Origin of the sequence: Kosakonia sp. PSU_27, from assembly GCF_039409795.1 — a bacterium.
In the GTDB taxonomy this organism is placed as follows: Bacteria; Pseudomonadota; Gammaproteobacteria; order Enterobacterales; family Enterobacteriaceae; genus Kosakonia.
On record NZ_JBCIVK010000004.1, the window covers coordinates 16676 to 41673 of the forward strand.

The following is a 24998-nucleotide window of genomic DNA, read 5'->3' on the forward strand; positions in this document are numbered from 1 at the left end:
GTAAGTTTAAACCAGGGTGGCAGATTTCACCGGGAGGTCATCTGCCCGCGTTATGGCACGTCGTAACCAAGCGCCGCTTTGCGAATACGGAACCACTGTTGGCGCGTCATCTGAAGGTTCAGTGCCCCCAGCGCCGAACGCACGCGCTCAATTTTACCCGAGCCAATAATGGGCAGCGGCGCAGACGGCAGACGCATCACCCAGGCATAGACCACCTGTTCGATGGTTTCGGCATTCAGTTCCTGCGCAACGCGCGCCAGTTCATCACGTAGCGGCTGGAACGCAGCATCGTTAAACAGACGCCCGCCGCCGAGACATGACCATGCCATCGGGCGGATGCGCAACTGTTGCAGTTGATCCAGCGTACCATCCAGCAGTAGCGGCTGGTGAACCGGCGAGATCTCGACCTGGTTGGTCGCCAGCGTAAATGGCAGGCGTGACTGCAACAGAGAGAACTGAGCGGGTGTGAAGTTAGAAACGCCAAAGTGGCGCACTTTTCCGCTCTGATGCAAATGCAGAAATGCTTCCGCCACCTCATCGGCGTCCATCAACGGATCGGGACGGTGGATCAGTAACAAATCAAGGTGATCGGTGGCAAGATTCACCAGCGACTGTTCGGCACTGCGAATAATGTGGTCGCGTTCAGTAATGTAATGACCCAGCGCATGTTCCGGTTTCGCGGTGGTGGCGATGCCGCATTTGCTGACAATCTCCATGCGGGCACGCAGATGCGGAGCGAGCTTGAGCGCTTCGCCAAATGCGGCTTCACACAGATAACCGCCGTAAATATCCGCGTGATCAACGGTAGTCACACCGAGATCAAGATGAGACTCAATGAAGCTAACCAGCTGCTGCGCGGACATGTTCCAGTCCATTAAACGCCAGTAGCCCATCACAAAACGGGAGAACTCCGGGCCTTGCGGCGCGAGGGCAATACGTTGAACCATAATGATTTCCTCGAAGGTAATTTGCCTTCGAGTATACGCATTTTGGCGACTAAAACAGTGAAGGTTGCTGAGGTTCTTCCGCAGAGGACGCTTTGTTTGCGCGCATTTTGCGCTGCAGGCGCTGGCGGCACAAACGCAGCACCTCCTGCTTTTGCGCATCGGTCATTTTTTGCCAGTTAAAACGCTCATCGCGGCTACGCATGCAGCCACGACAAAAACCGCGCTCATCCGACTGGCAAATACCGCGGCACGGGCTCTGGACGGGGAAAAACTCCAGTTGTTCTGGCACAGTCGTCTCCGGTAATACAGGCAGTTCCCTTTATTGAAGACTGCCTGTCGACAACGCGCAAGGCGAAAAACGCATTGTTCGCCACTTGCAACAGACCGATCGGTCTAGTAGAGTGGCGCGATGAGCAGAAATACCGAACATGACACGCGCGAACATTTACTGGCGACCGGCGAGCAGCTTTGCATGCATCGCGGGTTTACCGGTATGGGCCTGAGCGAATTACTGAAAACAGCGGAAGTGCCAAAAGGCTCTTTCTACCACTATTTTCGCTCTAAAGAGGCGTTCGGCGTGGCGTTGCTTGAGCGTCACTATGCCGCGTATCACCAGCGGCTGGCGGCCCATTTCGCCAGCGGGCCGGGAAACTACCGTGACAGGCTACTGGCGTATTATCAGGAGACGCTCCGGCAGTTTAGCCAACAGGGAATTATTAGCGGTTGCCTGACGGTGAAACTATCGGCGGAAGTGTGCGATCTGTCGGAAGACATGCGTTCAGCAATGGACAAAGGCGCGAGCGGCGTTATCGCCCTGCTCGCGGATACGCTGGTAAAAGGGTGTAACGATCGCAGCTTAACGTTTCAGGGCGAACCACTAACGCAGGCGCAAGTGTTGTACTCCCTGTGGTTAGGTGCCAATTTGCAGGCCAAAATTTCGCGAAGCGCCCTGCCGCTGGAAAGCGCGCTGGCGCATGCAAACAGCATCATTGCAACGCCTGTCTGAGAGCAGGCATTTTTATTTCACTTTTTACTAGTCGACCGGTCTATTCAGGAGTTGTTATGTCCAGTAAATTATTTACGCCGCTGAAAGTGGGCGCTATTACCGTTCCAAACCGCGTTTTTATGGCACCGTTGACGCGACTGCGCAGCATCGAGCCGGGTGATATTCCTACGCCGTTAATGGCGGAATATTATCGTCAGCGCGCCAGCGCCGGCCTGATTATCAGCGAAGCCACGCAAATCTCCGCGCAGGCGAAAGGCTATGCCGGCGCACCGGGTCTGCACAGCGCAGAACAAATTGCGGCATGGCAGAAAATCACCGATGCCGTGCATAGCGAAAACGGCCGTATCGCCGTACAGCTGTGGCACACCGGTCGTATCTCGCACAGCAGTCTGCAACCGGGTGGTGCCGCGCCGGTCGCACCGTCAGCTATCAACGCGGGAACGCGTACCTCTCTGCGTGATGCCAACGGCAACGCCACGCGTGAAGACACCTCCACGCCGCGCGCGCTTGAAACCGATGAGATCCCGGGTATCGTTAATGATTTCCGCCAGGCCGTTGCCAATGCGCGCGACGCCGGGTTTGATCTGGTTGAACTGCACTCGGCCCATGGTTATCTGTTGCACCAGTTCCTTTCACCGTCGGCGAACCAGCGTACCGACCAGTACGGCGGCAGCGTGGAAAATCGCGCGCGCCTGGTGCTGGAAGTGGTCGACGCGGTAAGCACAGAGTGGGACGCAGAGCGCATTGGTATTCGCGTGTCTCCGATCGGTTCTTTCCAGAACATGGATAACGGCCCGAACGAAGAAGCCGATGCGTTATATCTGATCGAGGAACTGGGCAAGCGCGGTATTGCTTACCTGCATATGTCAGAGCCGGACTGGGCCGGCGGTGAACCGTACACCGACGCGTTCCGTGAAAAAGTGCGCGCACGTTTCCACGGCCCGATCATTGGTGCAGGTGCCTATACCCCGGAAAAAGCGGAACAGTTGATCGAGAAAGGTTTGATTGACGCGGTAGCCTTTGGTCGCGCCTATATCGCCAACCCGGACCTGGTAAAACGTCTGCAACTGAAAGTGGAACTGAACCCACAGCGCCCGGAAAGCTTCTATGGCGGCGGCGCGGAAGGTTACACCGACTACCCTTCTCTGTGATCCTCTGATTGTTCATTGATAGCGGCGGGTCTGCGCCGCTATACTAAAACTGTGTTTCTATTCGGAACTTTAACACATTCATACAAGAGGATATTATGCGCTTACTTCACACCATGCTGCGCGTCGGCAACCTGCAACGCTCCATCGAATTTTATACTAACGTGCTGGGCATGAAGCTGCTGCGTACCAGTGAAAACCCGGAATATAAATATTCGCTGGCTTTCGTTGGCTACGGCCCGGAAAGCGAAGAAGCGGTGATTGAACTGACCTACAACTGGGGCGTGGAAAGCTACGATCTGGGTAATGCTTACGGTCATATCGCGCTGAGCGTGGAAAACGCGGCGCAAGCTTGCGAAGCTATCCGCAACAACGGCGGTAATGTGACGCGTGAAGCGGGTCCGGTTAAAGGTGGAACCACGGTTATCGCCTTCGTTGAAGATCCGGACGGTTACAAAATCGAGCTGATCGAAGAGAAAGACGCCGGTAAAGGCCTGGGTAACTAATCCCCTCCGGGCGCGCTTTGCGCCCGCTGTTTTACATCCCTTCGTAAAATTTGCCATAATGCGCTGCCATTTTCCCGTATCAAGAGATCCTGATGTCCGATAACGCTCAACTGACTGGTCTGTGCGACCGTTTTCGCGGTTTTTACCCTGTGGTAATTGATGTTGAAACCGCCGGGTTTAACGCCAAAACCGACGCGCTGCTGGAAGTCGCCGCCATTACGCTGAAAATGGATGAACAAGGCTGGCTCATGCCCGACAGCACGCTGCATTTCCACGTTGAGCCTTTCGAAGGCGCGAACCTGCAACCCGAAGCGCTGGCCTTTAACGGCATTGATCCGGGCAATCCGCTGCGTGGCGCGGTGAGTGAGCATGACGCCCTGCATGCCATTTTTAAAATGGTGCGCAAAGGCATTAAAGATCAGGGTTGTAACCGCGCTATTATGGTGGCGCACAACGCGACCTTCGATCACAGTTTTATGATGGCCGCTGCGGAACGCGCTTCACTGAAACGCAACCCGTTCCACCCGTTTGTCACTTTCGATACCGCGTCATTAAGCGGACTGGCTCTCGGGCAGACGGTGCTGTCAAAAGCGTGTGGCGCGGCGGGCATCGCGTTTGACGCCTCGCAGGCGCACTCCGCGCTATACGATACAGAGCAAACCGCCCTGCTATTTTGCGAAATCGTCAATCGCTGGAAGCGTCTTGGCGGCTGGCCGTTGCCCATCGCGGATGAAAATCAGGCATAAAAAAAGCGACCGTCAGGTCGCTTTTTTATTGGCAGAAATTACTCTGCGCTCGGCTCGTCTTTATGTTTTGCCGCCGCTTCTTTGATAAGCGTCTGCAATTCGCCGCGTTGATACATTTCAATCACGATATCGCAGCCGCCAACCAGTTCACCTTCAATCCACAGCTGCGGGAAGGTCGGCCAGTTAGCGTATTTCGGCAGTTCTGCGCGAATATCCGGGTTTTGCAGAATGTCTACATAGGCAAAACGTTCACCGCATGCAGAGAGCGCTTGTACCGCCTGGGCGGAGAAACCGCAGCTTGGCAGCTTCGGAGAGCCTTTCATATACAGCAGAATCGGGTTTTCAGCGATCTGGCGCTGGATTTTTTCAAGTGTTGTGCTCATTGTCATGCTTCCTTCAACTTCTTCTACGGCAGATGTTCGCCATTGTAACGGTTCAGAGGGGCATCGGAAAATAACATTTTGTTCACCGTTCATGATTTTATCGTCTGTCGGCAAAAGTTGCCTTAGGAATATGACTTAACTCAACTCGCCATCCCGCTTGCTGCCTAACTCTTGAGCACATAGAAACGTTTTGCTGCTTTTTTTTGCGCTTGTTAACGAAACGAAGCTATAGATGCAAAAACAGTATTAACTTTTGGGGTTTTTATGGATTAGAATCGACGAGTTTTAAAAAACCATTTGCAGGCATATTAAATGCTTGCCCTAACAGGGGATTGCTCAGTGGCGCGGATACCAAAAGCTTCAATCACGCTCTGTGCTTTGTTGTTCACCACGATTTCTTTCACGCCATTAGCGAGTGCCTCTGAACAGGCGCGAGCGTCGGCCGTGCAAAAATCGCATCTGGCGAAAGCATCCGAACGTAAGAAAAAAAATACATCACACAAGACACCAAAGAAAAACAGTCGCAGTCCGGCAGAAAAAACCACCAGCAAAAAAACAACGGAGAGTAAAAAAGCTCCGGCAAATAAAAAAGTTACTACCAGCAAAAAAGCCAGCAAAATCACCTCGCGTCGTAATACATCCAGCCCGTTAAAAACCACCGCCGTCACCTGGACTGAGAAATGTACGCCGCGCAAAGGCCACAAGCCGCATTGTGTGAAGGTTAAAAGCACTAACGCCATCGCCGATGTGCATAAAGTTCGCATTCAAAAAGCACAAAAAACCGCCATGTCCAAGCTGATGAACCAGATTGGCAAGCCTTATCACTGGGGCGGCACCTCACCAAGCACCGGTTTCGATTGCAGCGGTCTGGTCTATTACGCATATAAGGATCTGGTGAAATTCCGTATTCCGCGTACCGCCAATGAAATGTATCACCTGCGCGATGCATCGCCGGTGAATGTGGCGGAACTGGAGAGCGGCGATCTGGTGTTCTTCCGTACCCAGGGCCGTGGTACCGCCGATCACGTGGGCGTGTACGTCGGTAATGGTAAATTCATTCAGTCTCCGCGTAGCGGCCAGGACATTCAGGTTACATCGCTGAGTGAAGATTACTGGCAGCGCCATTATGTTGGCGCGCGTCGCGTCGTGACGCCGAAAACCATTCGCTAACCCCTTACCTGCCGCGCCTGCGGCAGGTAACCCCCTCTTTTGTCTGGCCTTTCGATTTGCTACCCTAATCCGCACATCCAGTAGGGCTATTGGGTGTCATTAAAATAATGAAAGGAGAATAGCAATGTCGTTTGAATTACCTGCATTACCGTATGCAAAAGACGCCCTGGCGCCGCATATCTCAGCCGAAACGCTGGAATACCACTATGGTAAACACCATCAGACGTATGTCACCAACCTCAACAACCTGATCAAAGGCAGCGCTTTTGAAGGTAAATCGCTGGAAGAGATTGTGAAAACCAGCGAAGGCGGCGTGTTCAATAATGCGGCCCAGGTCTGGAACCATACTTTCTACTGGAACTGCCTGGCCCCGAATGCTGGCGGTGAACCGACCGGTGAGCTGGCGGCAGCTATCGCCAAATCATTCGGCAGCTTTGCCGAATTCAAAGCGCAATTCACCGATGCTGCGGTTAAAAACTTCGGTGCTGGCTGGACGTGGCTGGTGAAAAAAGCGGATGGCACATTAGCCATTGTTTCAACGTCTAATGCGGGCACTCCGCTGACAAGCGATGCAACCCCGCTGTTAACCGTCGATGTGTGGGAACATGCGTATTACATCGATTACCGTAATGCGCGTCCGAACTACCTCGAACATTTCTGGGCGCTGGTAAACTGGTCATTCGTGGCCAAAAATTTAGCGGCATAAACGCGGCATAAAACAAAGGAGGGGCTAGCCCCTCCTTTTTTGCATTTGTGCTATTTATTCTGCTGCGGCACAGGCACGTTCTGGCTGAGAGTGACCAGAGAACAGCACCACCAGCAGGCCCAGCCCGGCAATAATCGCCCCCATAACCGGGACGAAATCATAACCCAGCCCAGCGGAAATCACTGCCCCACCGGCTGCCGCACCCAGCGCGTTACCGAGGTTAAAGGCACCGATATTGACTGAAGATGAAAGGCCCGGTGCTTCATGCGCAACACGCATGACACGCATCTGCAACGGCGGAACCACCGCAAACGTCGCCGCGCCCCACACCACCATGCTGATGGCTGCGCCCACTTCACTGCGCGCCAGGAACGGGATCGCCAGCATGATGGCAATCAGCAGGATCAAAAAACCTTTCAGCGTGCCGGTGACCGAGCGATCCGCCAGTTTGCCGCCGAGATAGTTACCAATGGAGAAACCAACGCCAATCAATACCAGCATCGCCGTCACAAAAACGGGAGTGGCATCGGTAATGGTGTGCAGCACCGGCGCAATGTAGGTATACAGCGTGAACATGGCGCCCGCGCCGAGTACGGTGGTCAGCAATGCGGACAACACTTGTGGGCGTACCAGTACCGACAGCTCTTTACGTACGTCCGGGCGCTCACCTGTGCCACCTTTCGGCAGCGAAAAGAACAGGCTCGCCATGGCAATCACACCCAGCCCGGCGGTGGCCATGAACGACATACGCCAGCCAATGGTTTCACCCAGCCAGGTCGCGGCAGGCACACCGCCAATGTTAGCAATGGTCAGCCCCATAAACATGGTTGCCACTGCGCTGGCCTGCTTCTCTTTGGCGACAACGCTTGCCGCCACCACCGAGCCAAGACCAAAGAAAGCGCCGTGGTTCAGGCTGGTGACGATCCGCGCCAGCATTAATGTGGCGTAATCCGGCGCAATCGCCGACAGCACGTTACCGAGCGTAAAAATCGCCATCAAAAAGATCAGGGCATTGCGTCTGCCACGGTGAGACAGCAGCAATGTCATTAACGGCGCACCAACCATCACGCCGATAGCGTAGGCGCTAATCAGCATCCCCGCCGCCGGAATAGAAACATCGACGCCGCGGGCAATAACCGGCAGTAATCCCATCGGGGAAAACTCGGTGGTACCAATGCCGAAGGCGCCAATCGCCAGGGCAAGCAAAGGGAAATTAATTTTCATCTGTGACTCCAAAATAGACATGCCGACTTGCGACCCTGTCGCTGAAGCCAAAAGTATGACAGCTATCACAAAAAACAGAAGTTAGCAGAATGACAAAAGATTATTGCAGAAGTGATAACAATGGCGGGGTAGAAAACCGAGGGAGAAAAGGCTCTCCCTCGCGATAGATCAATGCAGTGCAGCAGTCAGACCGCCGAAAACAATCAGGCTCAGAACGATGACGGTAGTGATTAAAGAATACTTCAGATCGGTGCTCATCAATTTTCCCCTTTTTAATTTCCCCACAAAAAGTGAGATAACGCATTTTTGCACAAATTATCTTAAAAATCTTGCGGGAATTCGCAGGAGAAACGTTTTAATACTTCCCCTTTTGCTCAAGATCAGACAAAATTCGACGCTAAATTTATTAGCGTACCGGCCATTGACTCCCCTCCTGACGTCCAGTGTCGTTTTCCCGGCGTACCGCACCCCCTTTGATGGGTACAGGGTGATTAAAGGCAAACGTTTACCTTAAGTATTATCAGGAGCTTATGATATGGTCTGGAGTGATATCTGATGGCAACGATTAAAGACGTAGCGAAACGAGCAAACGTTTCCACTACAACCGTATCACATGTAATTAACAAAACCCGTTTCGTCGCCGAAGAGACGCGCAACGCTGTGTGGGCGGCGATTAAAGAGTTGCACTATTCCCCCAGCGCCGTCGCCCGCAGCCTGAAAGTGAATCACACAAAATCGATCGGCTTGCTGGCCACCAGCAGTGAAGCGGCCTACTTTGCTGAAATTATCGAAGCCGTAGAGAAAAAGTGCTTCCAGAAGGGTTATACCTTGATCCTCGGCAATGCCTGGAATAGCCTCGAAAAACAGCGTGCTTATCTGTCGATGATGGCGCAAAAGCGCGTCGATGGCTTGCTGGTAATGTGTTCCGAATACCCGGAATCGCTGTTGAGCATGCTGGAAGAGTACCGCCATATTCCGATGGTTGTGATGGACTGGGGCGAAGCGAAGGCCGACTTTACGGATTCCGTTATTGATAACGCCTTTGAAGGCGGTTATATGGCCGGGCGCTACCTTATTGATCGCGGACACCGCGATATTGGCGTGATCCCCGGCCCGCTGGAGCGTAACACTGGCGCGGGCCGTCTGGCCGGCTTTATGAAAGCGATGGAAGAAGCCCTTATCAGCGTGCCGGAAAACTGGATCGTGCAGGGCGATTTCGAGCCGGAATCCGGCTATCGCGCGATGCAGCAAATCCTCAATCAGGCGCATCGCCCTACCGCAGTCTTTTGCGGCGGTGACATTATGGCGATGGGCGCGCTGTGCGCTGCCGATGAGATGGGTTTACGCGTACCGCAGGATATTTCCCTGATTGGTTATGACAACGTACGTAACTCACGCTTCTTCACCCCGGCCCTAACCACGATTCACCAGCCGAAAGATTCGCTGGGAGAAACGGCGTTTACCATGCTGCTTGATCGTATCGTCAACAAGCGCGAAGAGTCGCAGTCTATTGAAGTGCATCCGCGTCTGGTTGAGCGCCGTTCCGTGGCCGATGGCCCGTTCCGCGACTACCGCCGCTAACCGCTTATTACGGAGCCGTTAATTCGGCTCCCGTAACCACTCGTCATTCAGCGTTTCGCTATCTCCCAGATATTCCAGCAGCCAGTTTAACGCCGGGGACGCCTCATTTTGTTGCCATGTCAGGCAGCACGCCGCATCCGGGAAGGGATTTTCCAGGGTCAGCGCAACCCAGTCACCGCTGTCGAGCCGCGGCCGGGCAAAGTGTGCCGGCACCATTCCCACGCATAACCCTGCCGATAAGCACGCCTCCGACGACGCCCAATCAGGAACAATCACGCGTTTCTGATTATCCAGTAGCCAGGTAATACGTTTCGGCAACGAGCGGGACGTATCTTCCTGGATAAGTGAAGGCCAGTTGCGCAAGGTATCGTCGCTAAGCGGGCCTGCCAGTGACGCCAGCGGATGGCGACTGGAAACCACGCATTTCCAGCTCAGCATTCCCATATCGCGAAACGCATAACGCCCACCGACGGGAATAGCCTGCGTTGCGCCAATCGCCAGCTCCACCCGCCCGTCAGCAAGCGCATCCCAGACACCGTTAAAGACTTCCTGGTAGACCTGCAACTCAACATCACTGAAATGTCGATAGAAATCGACGATCAATTGCCGGGTACGTTCAGGTTTTACGATGTTGTCGACGGCGATCGCCAGTTGCCCGCGCCAGCCGTTGGCGATTTGCTGGCACTGCTGACGGGTGATCTGCATTTTTTTGATAACAGCTCGCCCTTCTTTCAAAAACCAGACTCCGGCAGGCGTAAGCTCAACATCCCGATGGCGACGCTCAAACAGCGGAACAGCGAGCCACTCTTCAAGCTGCCGCACGGTATAGCTCACTGCAGAAGGTACACGGTGTAACTCCTGCGCCGCACCGCTAAAACTGCCATTGCGCGCGACAGCATCAACCACTTCCAGCGAATATTCTGACCACATAATCTGCCTGCAAAAAATTTGAAACCACTACGCAAATATTAGCGTTTCACAAGCGCTAATGCACTCCTTACACTCGACAGCCCTGATTACCTGCAATTAAAGAGAAACACCAATGCAACCTGGCAACGGATTTTTAGTCTGGCTCGCGGGATTAAGCGTGCTCGGCTTTTTAGCCACTGATATGTACCTCCCCGCCTTCAGCGCGATACAGCAAGATTTAGACACATCGTCTGCGGTGGTTAGCGCGACTTTAAGCCTGTTTCTGGCGGGCTTTGCCATTGCGCAACTGGTATGGGGGCCGCTATCAGACCGCTATGGTCGCAAGCCGATTTTGCTGACCGGGCTGGCGATTTTCGCGCTGGGCTGTCTGGGAACATTATGGGTACGTGATGCAACCCTGCTGCTGGTACTGCGCTTTCTCCAGGCGGTCGGCGTCTGCGCCGCGACAGTAAGCTGGCAGGCGCTGGTGACGGATAACTACCCCGCGCATCGCGTCAATCGCATCTTCGCCACTATTATGCCGCTGGTGGGTTTGACGCCGGCACTGGCACCGCTGCTGGGCGCCTGGATCCTTGCGCATTTCAACTGGCAGGCCATTTTCGCCACTTTACTGGCGATAACGTTAATTCTGATGATCCCGGCATGGCGGCTGAAATCACCCGCGCAGAAAAGTGAACACCACGAACAACCGCTGACATTTATGGATCTGCTGCGTGCCCGGGATTATCGCGGGAATGTGATTATCTATGCCGCCTGCTCAGCCAGTTTCTTCGCCTGGCTGACCGGTTCACCGTTTATTCTGCATGAAATGGGTTATGGCCCATCGGTTATTGGCCTCAGTTATGTGCCGCAAACCATCGCCTTTTTGGTGGGCGGTTACGGTTGCCGTGCCGCGTTGCAGAAATGGCAGGGTTCTCGTTTGTTGCCATGGCTGCTGGGGGCGTTCGCGTTAAGTGTCCTCGCCACCTGGGCCGTCGGTTTTATGCCGGACGTGTCGCTGGCCGCGCTTCTCATCCCCTTCTGCTTTATGGCAATGGCCAACGGCGCGATTTACCCTATCGTGGTCGCGCAGGCGCTGCGTCCTTTCCCGCAGGCAACCGGCCGCGCAGCCGCCTTGCAGAATACGCTACAACTGGGTTTATGTTTTCTGGCAAGCCTGGTGGTCTCATGGCTCATCGCCACACCACTGCTGACGACAACCAGTGTCATGCTGGCAATGGTGCTACTGGTCGCGCTGGGTTATCGCCTTCAGCGCCGCACGCACGATGAATTAGCAGACAAAAAGGTTGTGGCTTCCTCGTCGCATTAATAGTTGCGCAAGCGACTATCAACAACACAGTGGTTAGCTTGCTACGGGCTTTTTATTGAATCACCCGATTTTGAAGCCTATACTCATTTTCGGCTGTTTGATAAATACGATAAATATTATGCATTAACGGGTACCGGATTGTACCCGTTTACCCATGGAAGGCCTTTCGGCAAGGGTCCTCTCCCTTCCTCTGTTCTACGTCGGATATCAGCCTCACGGTAAAAACCGTGAGATTTCTCACAAGCCCGAAAAAGCGTCTACGCTGTTTGAAGGTTCTGATCACTGCGAGTGATGGAGAAGTTATGAGTTCATCGTGTATAGAAGAAGTTAGCGTACGGGATGACAATTGGTTCCGTATAGCAAACGAACTGCTGGGTCGCGCAGGTATCCGCGTCAACGGTCCCGCAGCGTCAGATATTCAGGTGAAAAATCCTGATTTTTTCAAACGTGTTTTACAGGAAGGCTCGCTCGGACTCGGCGAAAGTTATATGGACGGCTGGTGGGATTGCGCCCGCCTGGACATATTTTTCACCAAAGTCTTACGTGCCGGGCTGGAAAACCAACTTCCGCACCATTTCAAAGATACACTCCGCATTGCCGGAGCAAGATTATTTAATCTGCAAAGTAAAAAAAGGGCCTGGATTGTGGGCAAAGAACATTACGATCTTGGTAATGATCTGTTTACCCGCATGCTGGACCCGCAGATGCAATACTCTTGCGCCTACTGGAAAGACGCTGAAACGCTGGACGATGCACAACGGGCAAAACTGCGGCTTATTGGTGAAAAGCTGCAGTTGAAACCCGGCATGCGCGTGCTGGATATTGGCTGTGGATGGGGTGGTCTGGCGCAGTTTATGGCGCAAAATTACGGCGTCAGTGTGGTTGGCGTGACGATTTCCGCAGAGCAGCAAAAGCTGGCGCAGAAGCGTTGCGAAGGGCTGGATGTCGATATCCGTTTGCAGGATTATCGCGATCTCGACGAGCAATTTGACCGCATTGTTTCCGTTGGCATGTTTGAACATGTCGGGCCAAAAAACTATGCGACCTATTTCCGCGTTGTCGATCGTAACCTGAAACCTGATGGCATTTTTTTACTGCATACCATCGGCTCAAAACGTACCGATCACAATGTGGATCCGTGGATCAACCGCTACATCTTCCCGAATGGTTGTTTGCCTTCTGTGCGCCAGATTGCGGATGCCAGCGAATCACACTTTGTGATGGAAGACTGGCACAATTTCGGCGCGGATTATGACCGTACGTTAATGGCGTGGCATGAGCGTTTTCTTGCCGCCTGGCCGGAAATCGCCGACAACTACTCGGAACGCTTTAAACGGATGTTCAGCTATTATCTCAATGCCTGCGCGGGGGCGTTTCGTGCGCGGGACATTCAGCTCTGGCAGGTGGTTTTCAGTCGGGGTATTGAACACGGGTTGCGCGTCGCGCGTTAAAAAATAAACCCCGGCATGCCGGGGTTTATTTTTACTCTTCGCTGGCTGCTGCGACAATCGCCGCTTCTTTCGAGGCCAGCACACGCTCCACGGTATCGACAACCGCCTGCGTTTGCGGGTCGATTTCGATATTCACGCGATGCCCCAGTTTTTTCGCGCCAAGCGTCGTACGCTGCAACGTTTCCGGAATTAAATGCACGCAGAAGCGGCTACTGGTGACTTCGCCAACCGTCAGGCTGATCCCGTCAATGCCGATAAAACCTTTGTACAGAATGTATTTCATCAGCGCAGGATCCTGCACTTTGAACCAGATCTGGCGGTTATTTTCCGAGGTGAGAATTTTGACTATTTCGGCGGTGGTCATGATATGACCCGACATTAAGTGACCGCCGATTTCATCGCTGAATTTTGCCGCGCGCTCAACGTTTACCGAGTCGCCGACATTCAGATCGCCGAGGTTGGTGATACGCAGCGTCTCTTTCATCAGATCGAAGCTGATATGGCGGCCGTTAATCGCCGTCACTGTCAGACAGCAACCATTATTGGCAATGGAAGCGCCGGTCTCAATGCCATCCAGCATCGTCTCAGGCAACTCAACAACGTGAGTGCGGAAATTGGGTTTATCATCAATTGACACCAGTTTCGCCGTGCCTTGCACAATACCCGTAAACATACTTACCACTCCTGTTCCATTCATACGGCCATTACCGTGTTCTTTACGCACAATAACAGGTGAAATTTACCCTTGCCAGTTTCAATCGCCCTGCCGCCCTTTTTCCCGCCACTCTGGCGAGAAGATAAGCGTAGCGCCGCGTGCTAAAAGATAACTTTGCTTTATGACTGGCATGGCAAAAGCGCGCCATAGCAGGTAATATTTGTACACATGTCGCACCCATCGCTGTGCGGCATCCTTTTTAGCACAAGGAAAAACTCCTTCCTGATTAGTCGTTCCATTCTTCTTATAACTACAAGATAAAGGTGTTCTCGTGCAGAAGTATATGAGAGAAGCGGGTCAGTTACTGGCGCTCGCCGTGCCGGTTATTTTCGCGCAGGTCGCCCAGACAGCCATGGGTTTCGTCGATACGGTAATGGCCGGTGGCTACAGCGCCACGGATATGGCGGCGGTGGCAATCGGGACCTCAATCTGGTTTCCCGCCATTCTGTTTGGCCACGGTCTGCTACTGGCGATGACGCCGGTGATTGCCCAGTTAAATGGTTCCGGACGTCGCGACAGAATTGCCCATCAGGTTGGCCAGGGGTTCTGGCTGGCAGGCTTGGTCGCGGTGTTGATCATGATTGTGCTGTGGAATGCCGGTCATATTATTTACGCCATGCACAACATCGATCCGCAACTGGCGGATAAAGCCGTGCGTTTTTTACGTGCGTTGATGTGGGGGGCGCCGGGTTATCTCTTTTTCCAGGTGATGCGTAATCAGTGCGAAGGCCTTGCCCGCACGATCCCGGGTATGCTGATGGGGTTTGTCGGCCTGCTGGTGAATATCCCGGTGAACTACATCTTTATTTACGGCCATTTCGGTATGCCCGAACTCGGCGGTGTGGGCTGCGGCGTGGCGACCGCGTCCGTCTATTGGGTGATGTTTATTTGCATGCGCCTGTACGTTAAACGCGCCCGCGCGATGCGTGATATTCAAGCGATGCAACGTTTTGCCAAACCTGACGTCGCGGTGTTAAAACGCCTGACTCAGCTCGGGCTGCCCATTGCACTGGCGCTCTTTTTCGAAGTAACGCTGTTTGCCGTGGTAGCGCTGCTCGTTTCGCCGTTGGGCATTGTCGATGTCGCCGGACATCAGATCGCGCTGAATTTCAGTTCCCTGATGTTTGTTTTACCGCTCTCGCTGTCAGCGGCGGTGACCATTCGCGTCGGGTTTCGTCTCGGCCAGGGTTCAACGCTGGATGCGAAAACCTCAGCCCACACGGGGTTGTTGGTCGGCATCTCCATGGCGGCGTTAACGGCGATTTTCACCGCGTTAATGCGTGAGCATATCGCGCTGATCTATAACGATAATCCACAGGTCGTGACGCTGGCATCGCACTTGATGTTGCTGGCGGCGATTTACCAAATCTCCGACTCCATTCAGGTGATTGGCAGCGGTATCCTGCGTGGTTATAAAGATACGCGCTCGATCTTTTTTATCACCTTTATTGCTTACTGGGTGCTGGGTTTACCGGTGGGTTACACGCTGGCGTTAACCGATTTAGTGGTCGACAGAATGGGCCCTGCGGGTTTCTGGATGGGCTTTATTATTGGCCTGACCTCGGCGGCGATAATGATGATGCTGCGGATGCGTTACCTGCAACGTCAGCCCTCGGCAACCATTTTGCAGCGCGCTGCGCGCTAAAACGTTGGTAGCCGCCCGCTGGCGGCTACTTTCACGACATTTTGCTCAGTTGTTCCGCAATCAGGTGAATTGCGTGAGAAATTTGCCATTTTCCGCTTGCCACATCTCCGGCCTGCCGCTAATATTCGTCCCCGTTGTCAACCACAACACTGCGTTCATAGCTCAGTTGGTTAGAGCACCACCTTGACATGGTGGGGGTCGTTGGTTCGAGTCCAATTGAACGCACCATTCCTTTTCAGTGCGTCCGTAGCTCAGTTGGTTAGAGCACCACCTTGACATGGTGGGGGTCGATGGTTCGAGTCCATTCGGACGCACCATTCTTAGTCGTTCTCAGCTTTTATCCCTCTTTTTCATCTCAGCATATATTCACCGCCACGCCGACTCTGCGTTAGCGACAGCGATCAAGCTACCTTCTCCGAATGTGCATAAAAAAAAGCCGCACCTTACGGCACGGCTTTTCGTGTTACCGCCTGGCTATCAGAAGCCGACTTTCAGCGTGATTTGACCGCCATAGCCGCCAGTGCCTGCGTCATTAATGCTCCGGGTGTAGCCCGCACGCACCCCGAGGGTAACGTTATCGCGGATCTGACCGTCAATGCCGACATCCAGCGCCGCAGCGGTGCCGTCCTGATCCGGATTGAACGCGACCTCGCTGCCTGCTACGCCTGGTGCGCTGACGTTCAGCGTACCCTTCGAGTCGAAGGTCTGGATGAAGGACGGACGCACCCACCAGCTTACCGGCACCGGTTTGCCAGTCTCTTTCAGCGTCGCGTTGTTGCCCAGACGCAGACCGGCACGCACCTGCTGGCTGTGACCATCGCCGAACTGCACGTCTGCAACGTCATCATTACCATCTTTCAGGTTCACGCCGCGATACTGGTACTGCACCTGCGGTTCCAGTACCAGGCCGCCGCCGATCTCAAACGGCAGACCGGTTTCGAAGGAGCCAACATAGCCCCAGCCGTGAGTTTTCAGACCGTCGCCATAGCGCGGGTTGGTATCGAAGTTGTGACGTGTGCCCTGGGCCACCACATCCATCCACCAGCCGCTCTCATGCACGCCGTTAAGGTAGAGGCCGCCGCTGTAAGCGTCATCACGTACCGTACCGGCTTTCGACTTGTCGTTGCGCTGCACGTCGACGGCAGAAAGCCCCGCCGCACCGTACACCCCAACGGTCCATTCCATGGCAGAAGCCGAACCCTGCCACAGATCGCTACCGATCTGCAGGAAGGTATAGCCGCCTTTACTGTCCGGTGTGTTGCCGTTACGCAGATCGTTGCTGCCGTGATCGTGGCTCAGTTGACCGGCCTGGAAACGGGCCCACATGTTGCTACCGCTTTCGGCGGCGGTACGCGCCGCATAGCGACGGGCATCCAGCGAACCGAGCAGCGCACTGTCGTAGTCCATGGCCTGCGCATAGACAGAGCTATAAAGATACGTCGCCGAACGGTAGTTCTGCGGGCCGTTCTCGTTGCCACCGGCTTCAGCAGTCGTCAGATACCAGCTCTGGTCGGCGCTGCCCTGTTGCAGGGTGTAGTTATACGCCCCCGCCTGCAGGCTGCCGCTGAGACTGAAAGCATCATCGGTCGTGGTCGCGCCATTAATGGCATTCACCACCTGGATGCCGTTACCGGTGGTACGTGCACCCAGACCGCCCTGGCTGCGAATGGCGATCCGCGTATTACCGGTGGCGGTGCCGCCGTCCAGCACCAGGCTGTCGCTCACTGCGCTATTACCGTTAAACAGGGTGTTCAGGGTAATGGTGCCGCCATTGCCCACCAGGTTGGTAACCGTCAGGGTTTTCGGAACGAACGTCCCGGTCGGTGCCTGGTAATCGATAGAGCCGCCCAGCGTCAGGTTATTGAGCAGGGAGTCTGCGGTCATCAGCCAGCTTGAACCGGCATCGACGGTCAGGTCGGTCGGGTCGATCATCCCGGTTAGCGTAGTGCCGTTGGTCAACTGCAGCGAGGTGCCGCGCTGGGCGATGATGTCGGTCACGGCATCCAGCCCGCTGAACACCAGCGTACCGCTCTGCAGATAAGTACCGCCCGCCTGATTAAGCGCACCGCTCAGGGTCAGCGTGTTATCACCTTCTTTATACAGCGTACCGCTACCGTTGATGGCCGCGTTAACGGTGTTGGCACTGGTGTCAGTGGTGATACGCAGTTCGCCGCTGTTGTTAACATTGCCGGCAAGCGTAGCGCCGTCGTTGACTTTGGTTATCCCGGTCAGCATCCCACCTTCGGCGACACTCAGCGTACCGTTCTCGCTTACCACGGTGTTGTTGGCACTGCCGTCAGCGGCAACCGACAGCAGACCGCCGCCTTCCAGCAGCACGCTATCGGCAACTTTATTGGCAATGGAGAAGCTGCCAAGTGCGTTGGTGCCGTTGAGCGTGGTATCGGTGCCCGCCATCAATGCTGCACCGCTATTGAGATTGATATTGGTGACCGTTGCGCCATCTTCCAGCGCCAGCACGCCGCCGCGCTCAATCGCCGTCAGATCCGCCGTACCACCGGCGCGCACGAACTGGGCGCCGCCTTTGCTGACGGTCGTGGCAATCGCCGTGCCCCCAAAGGTGACACTCTGGGTACCGTTTTCGCTGACGGTGGACGAGGCGACGGTGCCACCCTGATTGACCACCTGATCGCCAACCACTTTGTTGTCGATAACGATCGCGCCGTCATTGACGTTCTGGATCCCGCCCTCACGGATAATGGTGGAGATCACCGTCCCGCCACTATTCACGTTCTGGGTACCGCCATTGTTAATGGTGGTGCTGATGGCGGTACCGCCGTTCAGCACGTTCTGGATCCCACCGGCCTGGATGACAGCAAGTATTGATGAACCGCCGCTGAAGATATTCTGGATGCCGCGCTCGTAGATCGCCGTGCGAGTCGCCGTCCCGCCGCGGTAGACGTTCTGCACGGCGTTCGCCGAAAGATCGGTATCAACGGCACTGCCGCGCACATTCTGCTGGCTGGAGTTGATCATCGAAGTGTTCACCGCCGTTGCGCCCGCAGCGATGTTCTGCACTGCAAAATCATCCATCAGGTTGTTTTCTGCACGCCCACCGCTGTACAGGTTCTGGATGCTGTTGCGGTTACGGGTATCGGTCACTATCGCGCCGTCGTAAATCCCCTGAACCGCACCATCGCTCAGCACGGTAGAGGTGGCTGCCCCCCCGCTATAGATGCGTTGTTCCGCCCGGGTGATCTCCGATCCGGTGGTGGTGCCAAAGACCTCCTGAATACCGCCATCAATCACCACAGAGACTTCGGCATTGGCATTTTTGTTGACAACCTGACGCCCGCCGTTTTTCACGATGCTGACAATCGAAGTACCGTCAACCACCTGCAGGCCACCATCGACAAAGGTGAAGTCGGTGACGCCGCCGGAGGCAACATTTTGTCTGCCGCCGGTGGAGATGGTGCCACCGTAGGTGTAACCGCCCGCGTTAACGTTCTGCACGCCACCCTTTTCAACGAGAGTTTCGAAGGCCTGCCCACCGCTGCCGATATTCTGCGTACCGCCCAGCAGGCGCGCGGCGAAAGATTTCGCGCCGTTATTGATGTGCTGCTCACCGCCATTCATCACGGTGGAGATCGCCACAGCAGAGTTGCTGAGGATCTGCGTCCCGCCAGCGTTAATCACGCTCTGGCGTGCCCAGCCATACGGGTCAACGATCTGCGCACCGCCGTTATTAATCACCGCGTCGAACGACTGCCCGTGTACGCGTTGTACGCCGCCGCTGTTAATCAGCGTGCCGCTGGCCTGACCGCTCTTGGTCACCAGTTGTACCCCGCCGTCGCTGATGCTGGTACCGGAAGCCGAACCTTCCACCAGTTGCGTACCGCCGCCGAACACCGTACCGTCAGACGCCGCGCCGCCAGCGGAAATGTGTTGCACCCCACCGTTATTGACGATCGAACCGGCAGCGAGGCCGCCGTAGTTGACGATTTGCTGACCGCCGTTATTGATCACGGACGAGATGGCCGTACCGTCTACGCTCTGCACACCGCCGCTGTTGATATGGGTGTCGGTGGTTTTACCGCTCCCTGCCACCAGTTGCATACCGCCATCATTCACGCTGGCACCGGAGGCAGTACCTTCCACCAGCTGCTTGCCGCCGCCGAAGATGGTGCCGTCAGACGCCGCGCCGCCGAGATTGATGTGCTGCAGACCACCGCTGTTCACCGTGGTGCCTGCCGCCAGACCACCTTTATTCACCAGCTGGATGCCGCCGTTGCGCACCACTGCCGAGGTCGCGTTGCCATCAACGCTCTGCACGCCGCCGCTGTTGATCAGGGTGCCGGTCGCTTTCCCGGTGGTCGTAACGATTTGATAAGCGCCATCGTTCAGGCTGGTACCGGACGCCGTGCCCGCCACCACCTGTTTACCACCGCCAAAGATAGTGCCATCAGACGCCGCGCCGCCGAGATTGATGTGCTGCAGACCGCCGCTGTGTACAGCAGTACCTGCCGCCAGGCCGCCGTTATTCACCAGCTGGATGCCGCCATCGCGTACCACGGATGAGGTGGCGCTGCCGTCCACGCTCTGCACACCGCCGCTGTTGATTTGCGTACCGGAGGTTTTACCGCTGGCCTGCACGATCTGCTGACCGCCATCGCTGACGCTGGTGCCGGACGCGGTCCCTGCCACCAACTGTTTACCCCCGCCGAAGATGGTGCCATCAGACGCCGCGCCGCCAAGGTTGATATGCTGCAGGCCACCGCTGTTGACGATGGAGCCTGCGGCCAGCCCACCGCTGTTCACCAGTTGCACGCCACCGTTGTTCACCACGGCGGAGGTCGCCGAGCCGTCAACGCGCTGCAGACCGCCGCTGTTGATCAGCGCGCCCATGGCAATGCCGCCCACCTGGACGTGCTGAATGCCGCCATCGCCAATAACCGTGTCGCCTGCCATACCCGCGACCTGCTGCGTTCCACCCAGCAGCGTCGTTTTTGACGCCGCGCCGCCGGCACGCACAATCTGCACACCATCTTTATCGACGCGGGTGTCGTTCGCATGACCGCCGCTGCGGATCAGCTGTTTACCGCCGGTGTAGACGATCGTGCCGTTAGCCGTGCCGTCAACATCCTGGAAACCGCCGTCATAGATTTTGCTGTCGATGGTTTTCCCGGTAACGTGAACCTGTTGCACACCGCCAGAGTCCACGCGGGTGTCGGATGCGGTGCCTTCGACAATCTGGGTACCGCCAAACAGCAGCGCATCCGAGGCAGCGCCGCCTTCGTTGATATGCTGCAGACCACCGGAATTAACCAGCGAGCCTGCGGCAAGCGCGCCGGAGTGGATCAGCTGAACCCCGCTATCGTTGACCACAGCGGAGATCGCCGTGCCGTCTACCGCCTGAGTGCCACCGCTGTTGATGATAGTGTCGGTGGCTTTACCGGTGGCCTGAACAAGCTGGTAGGCACCGTCATTGATGCTGGTGCCGGAGGCCGTACCGGCAACAACTTGCCGACCGCCGCCAAACACCGTGGTGTCGGACGCTGCACCACCTTCATTGATGTGTTGCAGGCCGCCACTGTTAACGGTCGCGTTATCCGCCAGACCGCCGCTGTTCACCAGCTGGATGCCGCCGTCATAGATAACCGATGAGTTGGCTGTGCCATCCACGCGCTGCAGACCGCCCTCGTTGATCAGCGATCCGTTGGCGCTACCACCGACCTGAACGTGCTGTACGCCGCCGGCACCGATAATGGTATCTGCCGCTACGCCCGCCAATTGCTGAATCCCGCCCAACAGCGTAGTGAAGGCGGTTGATCCACCTGAGAGTACATTCTGAATCCCGCCGGTGTTAATAACTGCGCTGGTGGCGGCACCGCCGCTGCGGACTTTCTGCAGGCCGCCGTCGTTCACTTCAGCGGAGAAGGAGACGCCGTCCACATCCTGTTTACCGCCGGCGTTAACCACCGCATCACTGCTCATGCCGCTGGCGTGGATCTGCTGCAGACCGCCGTTATTAATGATGGTGCCAGAGGTGGTGCCTTCCACAAGTTGGGTGCCGCCGAGCAGAATGGCATCGGATGCTGCACCGCCTTCGCTGATATGTTGCAGACCACCGGTGTTCACCACGCCGCCCGTCGCCAGCCCGCCGCGATTAACCTGCTGCGTACCACCAGCATTGACGACAGAAGAGATGGCCTGGCCGTCTACGGTCTGCGTGCCGCGATTGTTGATGATGGTTCCGGTGGATTTGCCGGTTTTCTGCACCAGTTGCGCACCGCCATCGTTGACGCTGGTGCCGGATGCGGTTCCCGCCAGTACCTGGGTACCGCCGCCAAACACCACGCCGTCAGAAGCTGCCCCGCCCTGATTAATATGCTGAATCCCGCCGCTGTTCACGATGGTGCCCGCCGCCAGCGCACCGCTATGCACCAGTTGGGTACCGCCGCCGTTGACCACTGCGGAGATAGCGGTGCCGTCTACGGTCTGCGTACCGCGATTGTTAATGATGGTGCCGGTGGCTTTACCGGTTTGCTGAACCAGTTGCGCACCACCGTCGTTGAGGTGCGCACCGGATACCGTGCCGGCCACGACCTGATTGCCGCCGCCAAAGATGGCGGTGTCGGCCGCGGAACCGCCGACGTTAACGTGCTGGACACCCCCACTGTTTACCGTCGCGTCCTGAGAGAAACCACCGCTGTTGATGAGCTGGATGCCGCCGGCGTTAATGACGCCCTGAACGGAGCTGCCGTTAACTGCTTGCACGCCACCAGTGTTAATAATCGTCTGGCTTGCCACCCCGCTTTTCTGCACAGTCTGCACACCGCCAGCGCCGACAACGGTGCTATTAGCCCTGCCAGCGACCGCCTGCGTACCGCCGCTGTTAAGCTGCGTGCCCGTTGCCGTCCCGTCCACTTCAACAATCTGTGTCCCGTTAGTGACAACGGTACCGGTCGTCTGGCCGTTCTGCCGCACAATCTGCGAACCGCCATCCTGAACACGCGTATCCACGGTCTGCCCGCCCGCCACTATCTGCGTACCACGGGTACTGATGGTATGGTTGGTGGTTAAGCCTCCAGGGCGCACATTCTGAACCCCCTCCTGCACCACCTCATCCCGCGTCGAACCAGTGACGTCCGGGGTAAACGCCATCGCCCCGCTGCTTGCGAACAGGCCACCCACCGCCGCCGAGATCAACACCGCGCCGCCTGCACGCTTGCCTTTCGCCCGGGTCAGTTCTGAAACCACCACAAACGCCCGCTGAACGTCATTCCATACCAGCCGGTAACTGCAGTTAAGACTTTTTTTCATTTCTGTGTCCTCAAAACCCGTCTCTCATCCGTCAGGCGGCATGTTGATCGGGGTCTGCCAGTGCTGTTGTTTTGATGCCAAAGGGATTGCTTCGCAGGGCAATCAGCCGACGAAGATGACCGATGACCTGCTTACCAGTGATAAAACGTGTGCATTCGTACTGCCGGTCCGTGCCTTTGTGGCGCGGACACCAGAAATAGTCCTGATGGTCAAAATTAAATCGCACGTCATCCCAGCAGCCGTTGCAGACATGGGTGTTGATGACGCGCCAGGGGGTATGAAATTCGCTGTTCGGCAGGCTGAATCCACTGATCAGCACCACCGGAATATGGCAACCCCAGGCAAGCCAGGAGAGACCGCTGCCGAGGCCGATAAAAAATTCGGCGTGTTCCAGCAACGCCACGCGTTCAGCGAGGGGCAGATTGCCGGTGAAATCTTCCGCGCCGTGGGGGATTTTGTTCCAGATGTACCCGCGGCCTACCACGCGCTCTTTGTCGATACACAGCACGCGGTAGCCCTGCTCTTTCAGATAGTCGATCACTTCATGCCAGCCATTGCCGTTGTTCCAGAATTTGGCCTGGCTGGTGGACTGGGTCGCGATGCAGACATAGGGTTCAGCGATACGACGCGCGCTGCGCTGGCGCAGGTCCGGAACGATTTCTGTAGGATCGACGCCGAGAATATGTCCGGCGGTGCGGTGCAGACCGACAGCGCGAAAATCAAATGGCTGCTTGTCGAGATCGCCGTGAAAAAAGAGCCCGACGCGCCAGCTGGCGTAAGGCGGCTCACTCACGCCTGGCCCGGCCAGCCACTCTTCGGGGGTAGCACAATTGAGCTGCGGATAGACCGGCTTGAAGAGATCGACGATCGGCTGTGCCATGGTGCAATGAACGTTGCACTGGTACGTCTGCCGAAAGCGTTCAGCGTAAGGCACCCAGCCGATGAGGTCGCCCAGCGTACCGCCGGGAAAGGAGATCAGTACCGTTTTGCCGCGCATTTCCAGAGCGTGGTCCAGCACGGGCTCCGGCTGGACGCCGTCCCAGACCCGCAGACGAAACGGCACGTAATATTTTTTTGTGCTGATTACCCAGCCCTGCGCGACATCGTCGGCAAACAGAATATTTCCCGTTTCGTCATCGCTTATTTCTACCCGCCAGTTACCGGCTGGCAACAATAACCGGGCACCGTCATTAAAATCGTACAGGATGCCCATCGGTCCCTGCTGGGTCGGAATTTCTGGCGGCGGAATAAAAGCATATCCCTGTCCAGCAACAGCGGAAGTTGTCATCACCCAACCTTCATCATAAGTAAACGCATTAAATAAGGCTGGCAGTAAATAATAAGCAGGCACCAGCCGACCTCCGGAGTTAATAATCCGGAACGAAATTTTTTATAAATTTTTCGGGTCTCATCAAGAGTCGCTTAAGAGTAGTAACAAGGCGTTTTATTGCAAATTCTTTCTAAAAGTTAAAGACCATAAGTATCAACAATTTAGTTTTCTACCACTTTCGCAACTCATTCTGCTTTTTTATAAAAAACAAGCAGTTAACCCTTAACAAAAGCAAGCATTTTAAGATTATCCTTAAAACAAATTTCATGCAAAAACGTGATGTTAATTCAGAAATATAAAATATATTTCCACCCTTTTAAGCAGTACTCATTAGATATATCCGCCTCGCTGATGCAAAAGAGAGAAGTAAAAACCCGCCGCCCCGGCGATTATTTAAAAAGCAAACTGGCGCACATTTTGATTAAATTAATACACACAACCCCTTGCGCATAAAAAATAAACAGAAAAATCTTATTGTTTATTTTCCAATCTCAGCAGGCGAGAAAGTAAATAAGCGGAGCCGTAGAAGAGAAATAACGCGGCGTGAGAGTGGTTCAAACTGATGCCATTACGATGGCCAGGCCGCGGACTGCCTCGGCTACGCAACGGTTGCGCAATTTTGTGATAACGGTTACACAACAAATCGACAATGATGATAAATTCGTATTTTGAAACGGCGTTTTTAATTCCTTTCTGTCGATGTCGACGCTATAATGCCGCCATCCTAATTTGAATGGATTCAGCTGATTGAACTGTAAAACAAATTACTCACATCAATTTTTCCCCGATCTGGCTGAATCTCAGGCACACATTCTTCTGCACGCTTTTTTGATGTCACCTATCCTTAGACTGTGGCATCGCTCTTTTCGCAACACAGGTTTGACTCCGGAGCCGTGCGCTAACCGGAGCGTAAATTCCCA

Annotated in this window: 19 protein-coding genes, 2 tRNA genes and 1 pseudogene; 13 read left to right on the forward strand and 9 right to left on the reverse strand. The window is 55.3% G+C overall.

The annotated features are described in order from the left end of the window. Nucleotides 1–50 precede the first annotated feature (50 nt). On the reverse strand, nt 51–947 hold the full coding sequence (locus tag AAIG26_RS10060) for an aldo/keto reductase family oxidoreductase (protein WP_045511437.1): 897 nt from the start codon (nt 945–947) through the stop codon (nt 51–53). A gap of 49 nt (nt 948–996) precedes the next feature. Next, nucleotides 997–1236, reverse strand: a complete 240-nt coding sequence (locus AAIG26_RS10065) for a DUF1289 domain-containing protein (RefSeq protein WP_016496290.1) — start codon at nt 1234–1236, stop codon at nt 997–999. Between the two features lie 120 nt (nt 1237–1356). On the opposite strand from AAIG26_RS10065, the gene AAIG26_RS10070 reads away from it, so the two are divergent. From AAIG26_RS10070 to rnt, 4 genes are all read left to right on the forward strand, one after another. Continuing rightward, entirely contained in the window at nt 1357–1953 is a 597-nt protein-coding gene (locus tag AAIG26_RS10070) for a TetR/AcrR family transcriptional regulator (protein WP_343179698.1), read from the forward strand. A 56-nt stretch (nt 1954–2009) separates the two neighbouring features. After that, nucleotides 2010–3104, forward strand: coding sequence for an alkene reductase (locus tag AAIG26_RS10075; protein WP_343179700.1), 1095 nt, complete (start codon nt 2010–2012; stop codon nt 3102–3104). Nucleotides 3105–3199: 95 nt separating this feature from the next. Beyond that, on the forward strand, nt 3200–3607 hold the full coding sequence (gene gloA / locus AAIG26_RS10080) for a lactoylglutathione lyase (protein WP_016496293.1): 408 nt from the start codon (nt 3200–3202) through the stop codon (nt 3605–3607). 92 nt (nt 3608–3699) lie between these two features. Further along, nucleotides 3700–4353, forward strand: coding sequence for a ribonuclease T (rnt, locus tag AAIG26_RS10085; RefSeq protein ID WP_016496294.1), 654 nt, complete (start codon nt 3700–3702; stop codon nt 4351–4353). Between the two features lie 38 nt (nt 4354–4391). On the opposite strand, the gene AAIG26_RS10090 is transcribed toward rnt, so the two are convergent. Further along, nucleotides 4392–4736, reverse strand: coding sequence for a Grx4 family monothiol glutaredoxin (locus tag AAIG26_RS10090; RefSeq protein WP_343179701.1), 345 nt, complete (start codon nt 4734–4736; stop codon nt 4392–4394). A gap of 339 nt (nt 4737–5075) precedes the next feature. Between AAIG26_RS10090 and AAIG26_RS10095 the strand changes: the two genes are divergently transcribed. Together AAIG26_RS10095 and sodB are read left to right on the forward strand one after the other, a co-directional pair. Then, nucleotides 5076–5906, forward strand: a complete 831-nt coding sequence (locus tag AAIG26_RS10095) for an NlpC/P60 family protein (RefSeq protein ID WP_343179703.1) — start codon at nt 5076–5078, stop codon at nt 5904–5906. A 124-nt stretch (nt 5907–6030) separates the two neighbouring features. Further along, nucleotides 6031–6612 (forward strand): superoxide dismutase [Fe], encoded by a 582-nt coding sequence (gene sodB, locus AAIG26_RS10100; protein ID WP_269230869.1) that lies wholly within the window; start codon nt 6031–6033, stop codon nt 6610–6612. A gap of 54 nt (nt 6613–6666) precedes the next feature. On the opposite strand, the gene AAIG26_RS10105 is transcribed toward sodB, so the two are convergent. Both AAIG26_RS10105 and AAIG26_RS10110 read right to left on the reverse strand, forming a co-directional pair. Continuing rightward, nucleotides 6667–7836, reverse strand: coding sequence for an MFS transporter (locus AAIG26_RS10105; protein WP_044489666.1), 1170 nt, complete (start codon nt 7834–7836; stop codon nt 6667–6669). Nucleotides 7837–8004: 168 nt separating this feature from the next. Beyond that, nucleotides 8005–8094: a YnhF family membrane protein gene (locus tag AAIG26_RS10110; protein ID WP_016496299.1), complete on the reverse strand. Its 90-nt coding sequence runs from the start codon at nt 8092–8094 to the stop codon at nt 8005–8007. Nucleotides 8095–8391: 297 nt separating this feature from the next. Between AAIG26_RS10110 and purR the strand changes: the two genes are divergently transcribed. Further along, nucleotides 8392–9417 (forward strand): HTH-type transcriptional repressor PurR, encoded by a 1026-nt coding sequence (purR, locus tag AAIG26_RS10115; RefSeq protein ID WP_016496300.1) that lies wholly within the window; start codon nt 8392–8394, stop codon nt 9415–9417. A gap of 18 nt (nt 9418–9435) precedes the next feature. Here purR and punR read toward each other — a convergent pair whose 3' ends face one another. Next, complete coding sequence (gene punR, locus AAIG26_RS10120; protein WP_016496301.1) at nt 9436–10347, reverse strand: DNA-binding transcriptional activator PunR; 912 nt, start codon at nt 10345–10347, stop codon at nt 9436–9438. Between the two features lie 112 nt (nt 10348–10459). Here punR and punC point away from each other — a divergent pair, with 112 nt between their 5' ends. Then, nucleotides 10460–11656, forward strand: a complete 1197-nt coding sequence (gene punC, locus AAIG26_RS10125; RefSeq protein WP_343179704.1) for a purine nucleoside transporter PunC — start codon at nt 10460–10462, stop codon at nt 11654–11656. 302 nt (nt 11657–11958) lie between these two features. Next, a complete protein-coding gene (gene cfa / locus AAIG26_RS10130) occupies nt 11959–13107 on the forward strand; it encodes a cyclopropane fatty acyl phospholipid synthase (RefSeq protein ID WP_045511450.1) in 1149 nt (382 codons plus the stop codon). Between the two features lie 31 nt (nt 13108–13138). Here cfa and AAIG26_RS10135 read toward each other — a convergent pair whose 3' ends face one another. Then, nucleotides 13139–13780, reverse strand: a complete 642-nt coding sequence (locus AAIG26_RS10135) for a riboflavin synthase (protein WP_016496304.1) — start codon at nt 13778–13780, stop codon at nt 13139–13141. A 313-nt stretch (nt 13781–14093) separates the two neighbouring features. Here AAIG26_RS10135 and mdtK point away from each other — a divergent pair, with 313 nt between their 5' ends. From mdtK to AAIG26_RS10150, 3 genes are all read left to right on the forward strand, one after another. Then, nucleotides 14094–15467, forward strand: a complete 1374-nt coding sequence (gene mdtK, locus AAIG26_RS10140) for an MdtK family multidrug efflux MATE transporter (protein ID WP_044489373.1) — start codon at nt 14094–14096, stop codon at nt 15465–15467. Between the two features lie 151 nt (nt 15468–15618). Then, nucleotides 15619–15695: transfer RNA gene (locus tag AAIG26_RS10145), tRNA-Val, on the forward strand. 12 nt (nt 15696–15707) lie between these two features. Next, nucleotides 15708–15784: transfer RNA gene (locus tag AAIG26_RS10150), tRNA-Val, on the forward strand. A gap of 160 nt (nt 15785–15944) precedes the next feature. Here the strand turns inward: AAIG26_RS10150 and AAIG26_RS10155 are convergent. Together AAIG26_RS10155 and AAIG26_RS10160 are read right to left on the reverse strand one after the other, a co-directional pair. Further along, nucleotides 15945–22748, reverse strand: a complete 6804-nt coding sequence (locus AAIG26_RS10155; RefSeq protein WP_343179705.1) for an AIDA repeat-containing protein — start codon at nt 22746–22748, stop codon at nt 15945–15947. A gap of 31 nt (nt 22749–22779) precedes the next feature. Beyond that, a complete protein-coding gene (locus tag AAIG26_RS10160) occupies nt 22780–24036 on the reverse strand; it encodes an autotransporter strand-loop-strand O-heptosyltransferase (RefSeq protein ID WP_343179706.1) in 1257 nt (418 codons plus the stop codon). 789 nt (nt 24037–24825) lie between these two features. Between AAIG26_RS10160 and AAIG26_RS10165 the strand changes: the two are divergent. Further along, nucleotides 24826–24957, forward strand: a pseudogene (locus AAIG26_RS10165) (hypothetical protein); the annotation flags it as partial. Nucleotides 24958–24998: the final 41 nt, after the last annotated feature.

Excerpts from the sequence above, each read along its gene's own strand:
- AAIG26_RS10105 (WP_044489666.1), bottom strand. The coding sequence starts at position 7,836 with ATGAAAATTAATTTCCCTTTGCTTGCCCTGGCGATTGGCGCCTTCGGC.
- AAIG26_RS10155 (WP_343179705.1), bottom strand. The coding sequence starts at position 22,748 with ATGAAAAAAAGTCTTAACTGCAGTTACCGGCTGGTATGGAATGACGTT.
- AAIG26_RS10070 (WP_343179698.1), top strand. The coding sequence starts at position 1,357 with ATGAGCAGAAATACCGAACATGACACGCGCGAACATTTACTGGCGACC.
- gloA (WP_016496293.1), top strand. The coding sequence starts at position 3,200 with ATGCGCTTACTTCACACCATGCTGCGCGTCGGCAACCTGCAACGCTCC.
- punR (WP_016496301.1), bottom strand. The coding sequence starts at position 10,347 with ATGTGGTCAGAATATTCGCTGGAAGTGGTTGATGCTGTCGCGCGCAAT.
- AAIG26_RS10090 (WP_343179701.1), bottom strand. The coding sequence starts at position 4,736 with ATGAGCACAACACTTGAAAAAATCCAGCGCCAGATCGCTGAAAACCCG.
- AAIG26_RS10135 (WP_016496304.1), bottom strand. The coding sequence starts at position 13,780 with ATGTTTACGGGTATTGTGCAAGGCACGGCGAAACTGGTGTCAATTGAT.
- rnt (WP_016496294.1), top strand. The coding sequence starts at position 3,700 with ATGTCCGATAACGCTCAACTGACTGGTCTGTGCGACCGTTTTCGCGGT.
- punC (WP_343179704.1), top strand. The coding sequence starts at position 10,460 with ATGCAACCTGGCAACGGATTTTTAGTCTGGCTCGCGGGATTAAGCGTG.
- AAIG26_RS10060 (WP_045511437.1), bottom strand. The coding sequence starts at position 947 with ATGGTTCAACGTATTGCCCTCGCGCCGCAAGGCCCGGAGTTCTCCCGT.
- AAIG26_RS10160 (WP_343179706.1), bottom strand. The coding sequence starts at position 24,036 with ATGACAACTTCCGCTGTTGCTGGACAGGGATATGCTTTTATTCCGCCG.
- sodB (WP_269230869.1), top strand. The coding sequence starts at position 6,031 with ATGTCGTTTGAATTACCTGCATTACCGTATGCAAAAGACGCCCTGGCG.
- cfa (WP_045511450.1), top strand. The coding sequence starts at position 11,959 with ATGAGTTCATCGTGTATAGAAGAAGTTAGCGTACGGGATGACAATTGG.
- AAIG26_RS10075 (WP_343179700.1), top strand. The coding sequence starts at position 2,010 with ATGTCCAGTAAATTATTTACGCCGCTGAAAGTGGGCGCTATTACCGTT.
- purR (WP_016496300.1), top strand. The coding sequence starts at position 8,392 with ATGGCAACGATTAAAGACGTAGCGAAACGAGCAAACGTTTCCACTACA.
- AAIG26_RS10110 (WP_016496299.1), bottom strand. The coding sequence starts at position 8,094 with ATGAGCACCGATCTGAAGTATTCTTTAATCACTACCGTCATCGTTCTG.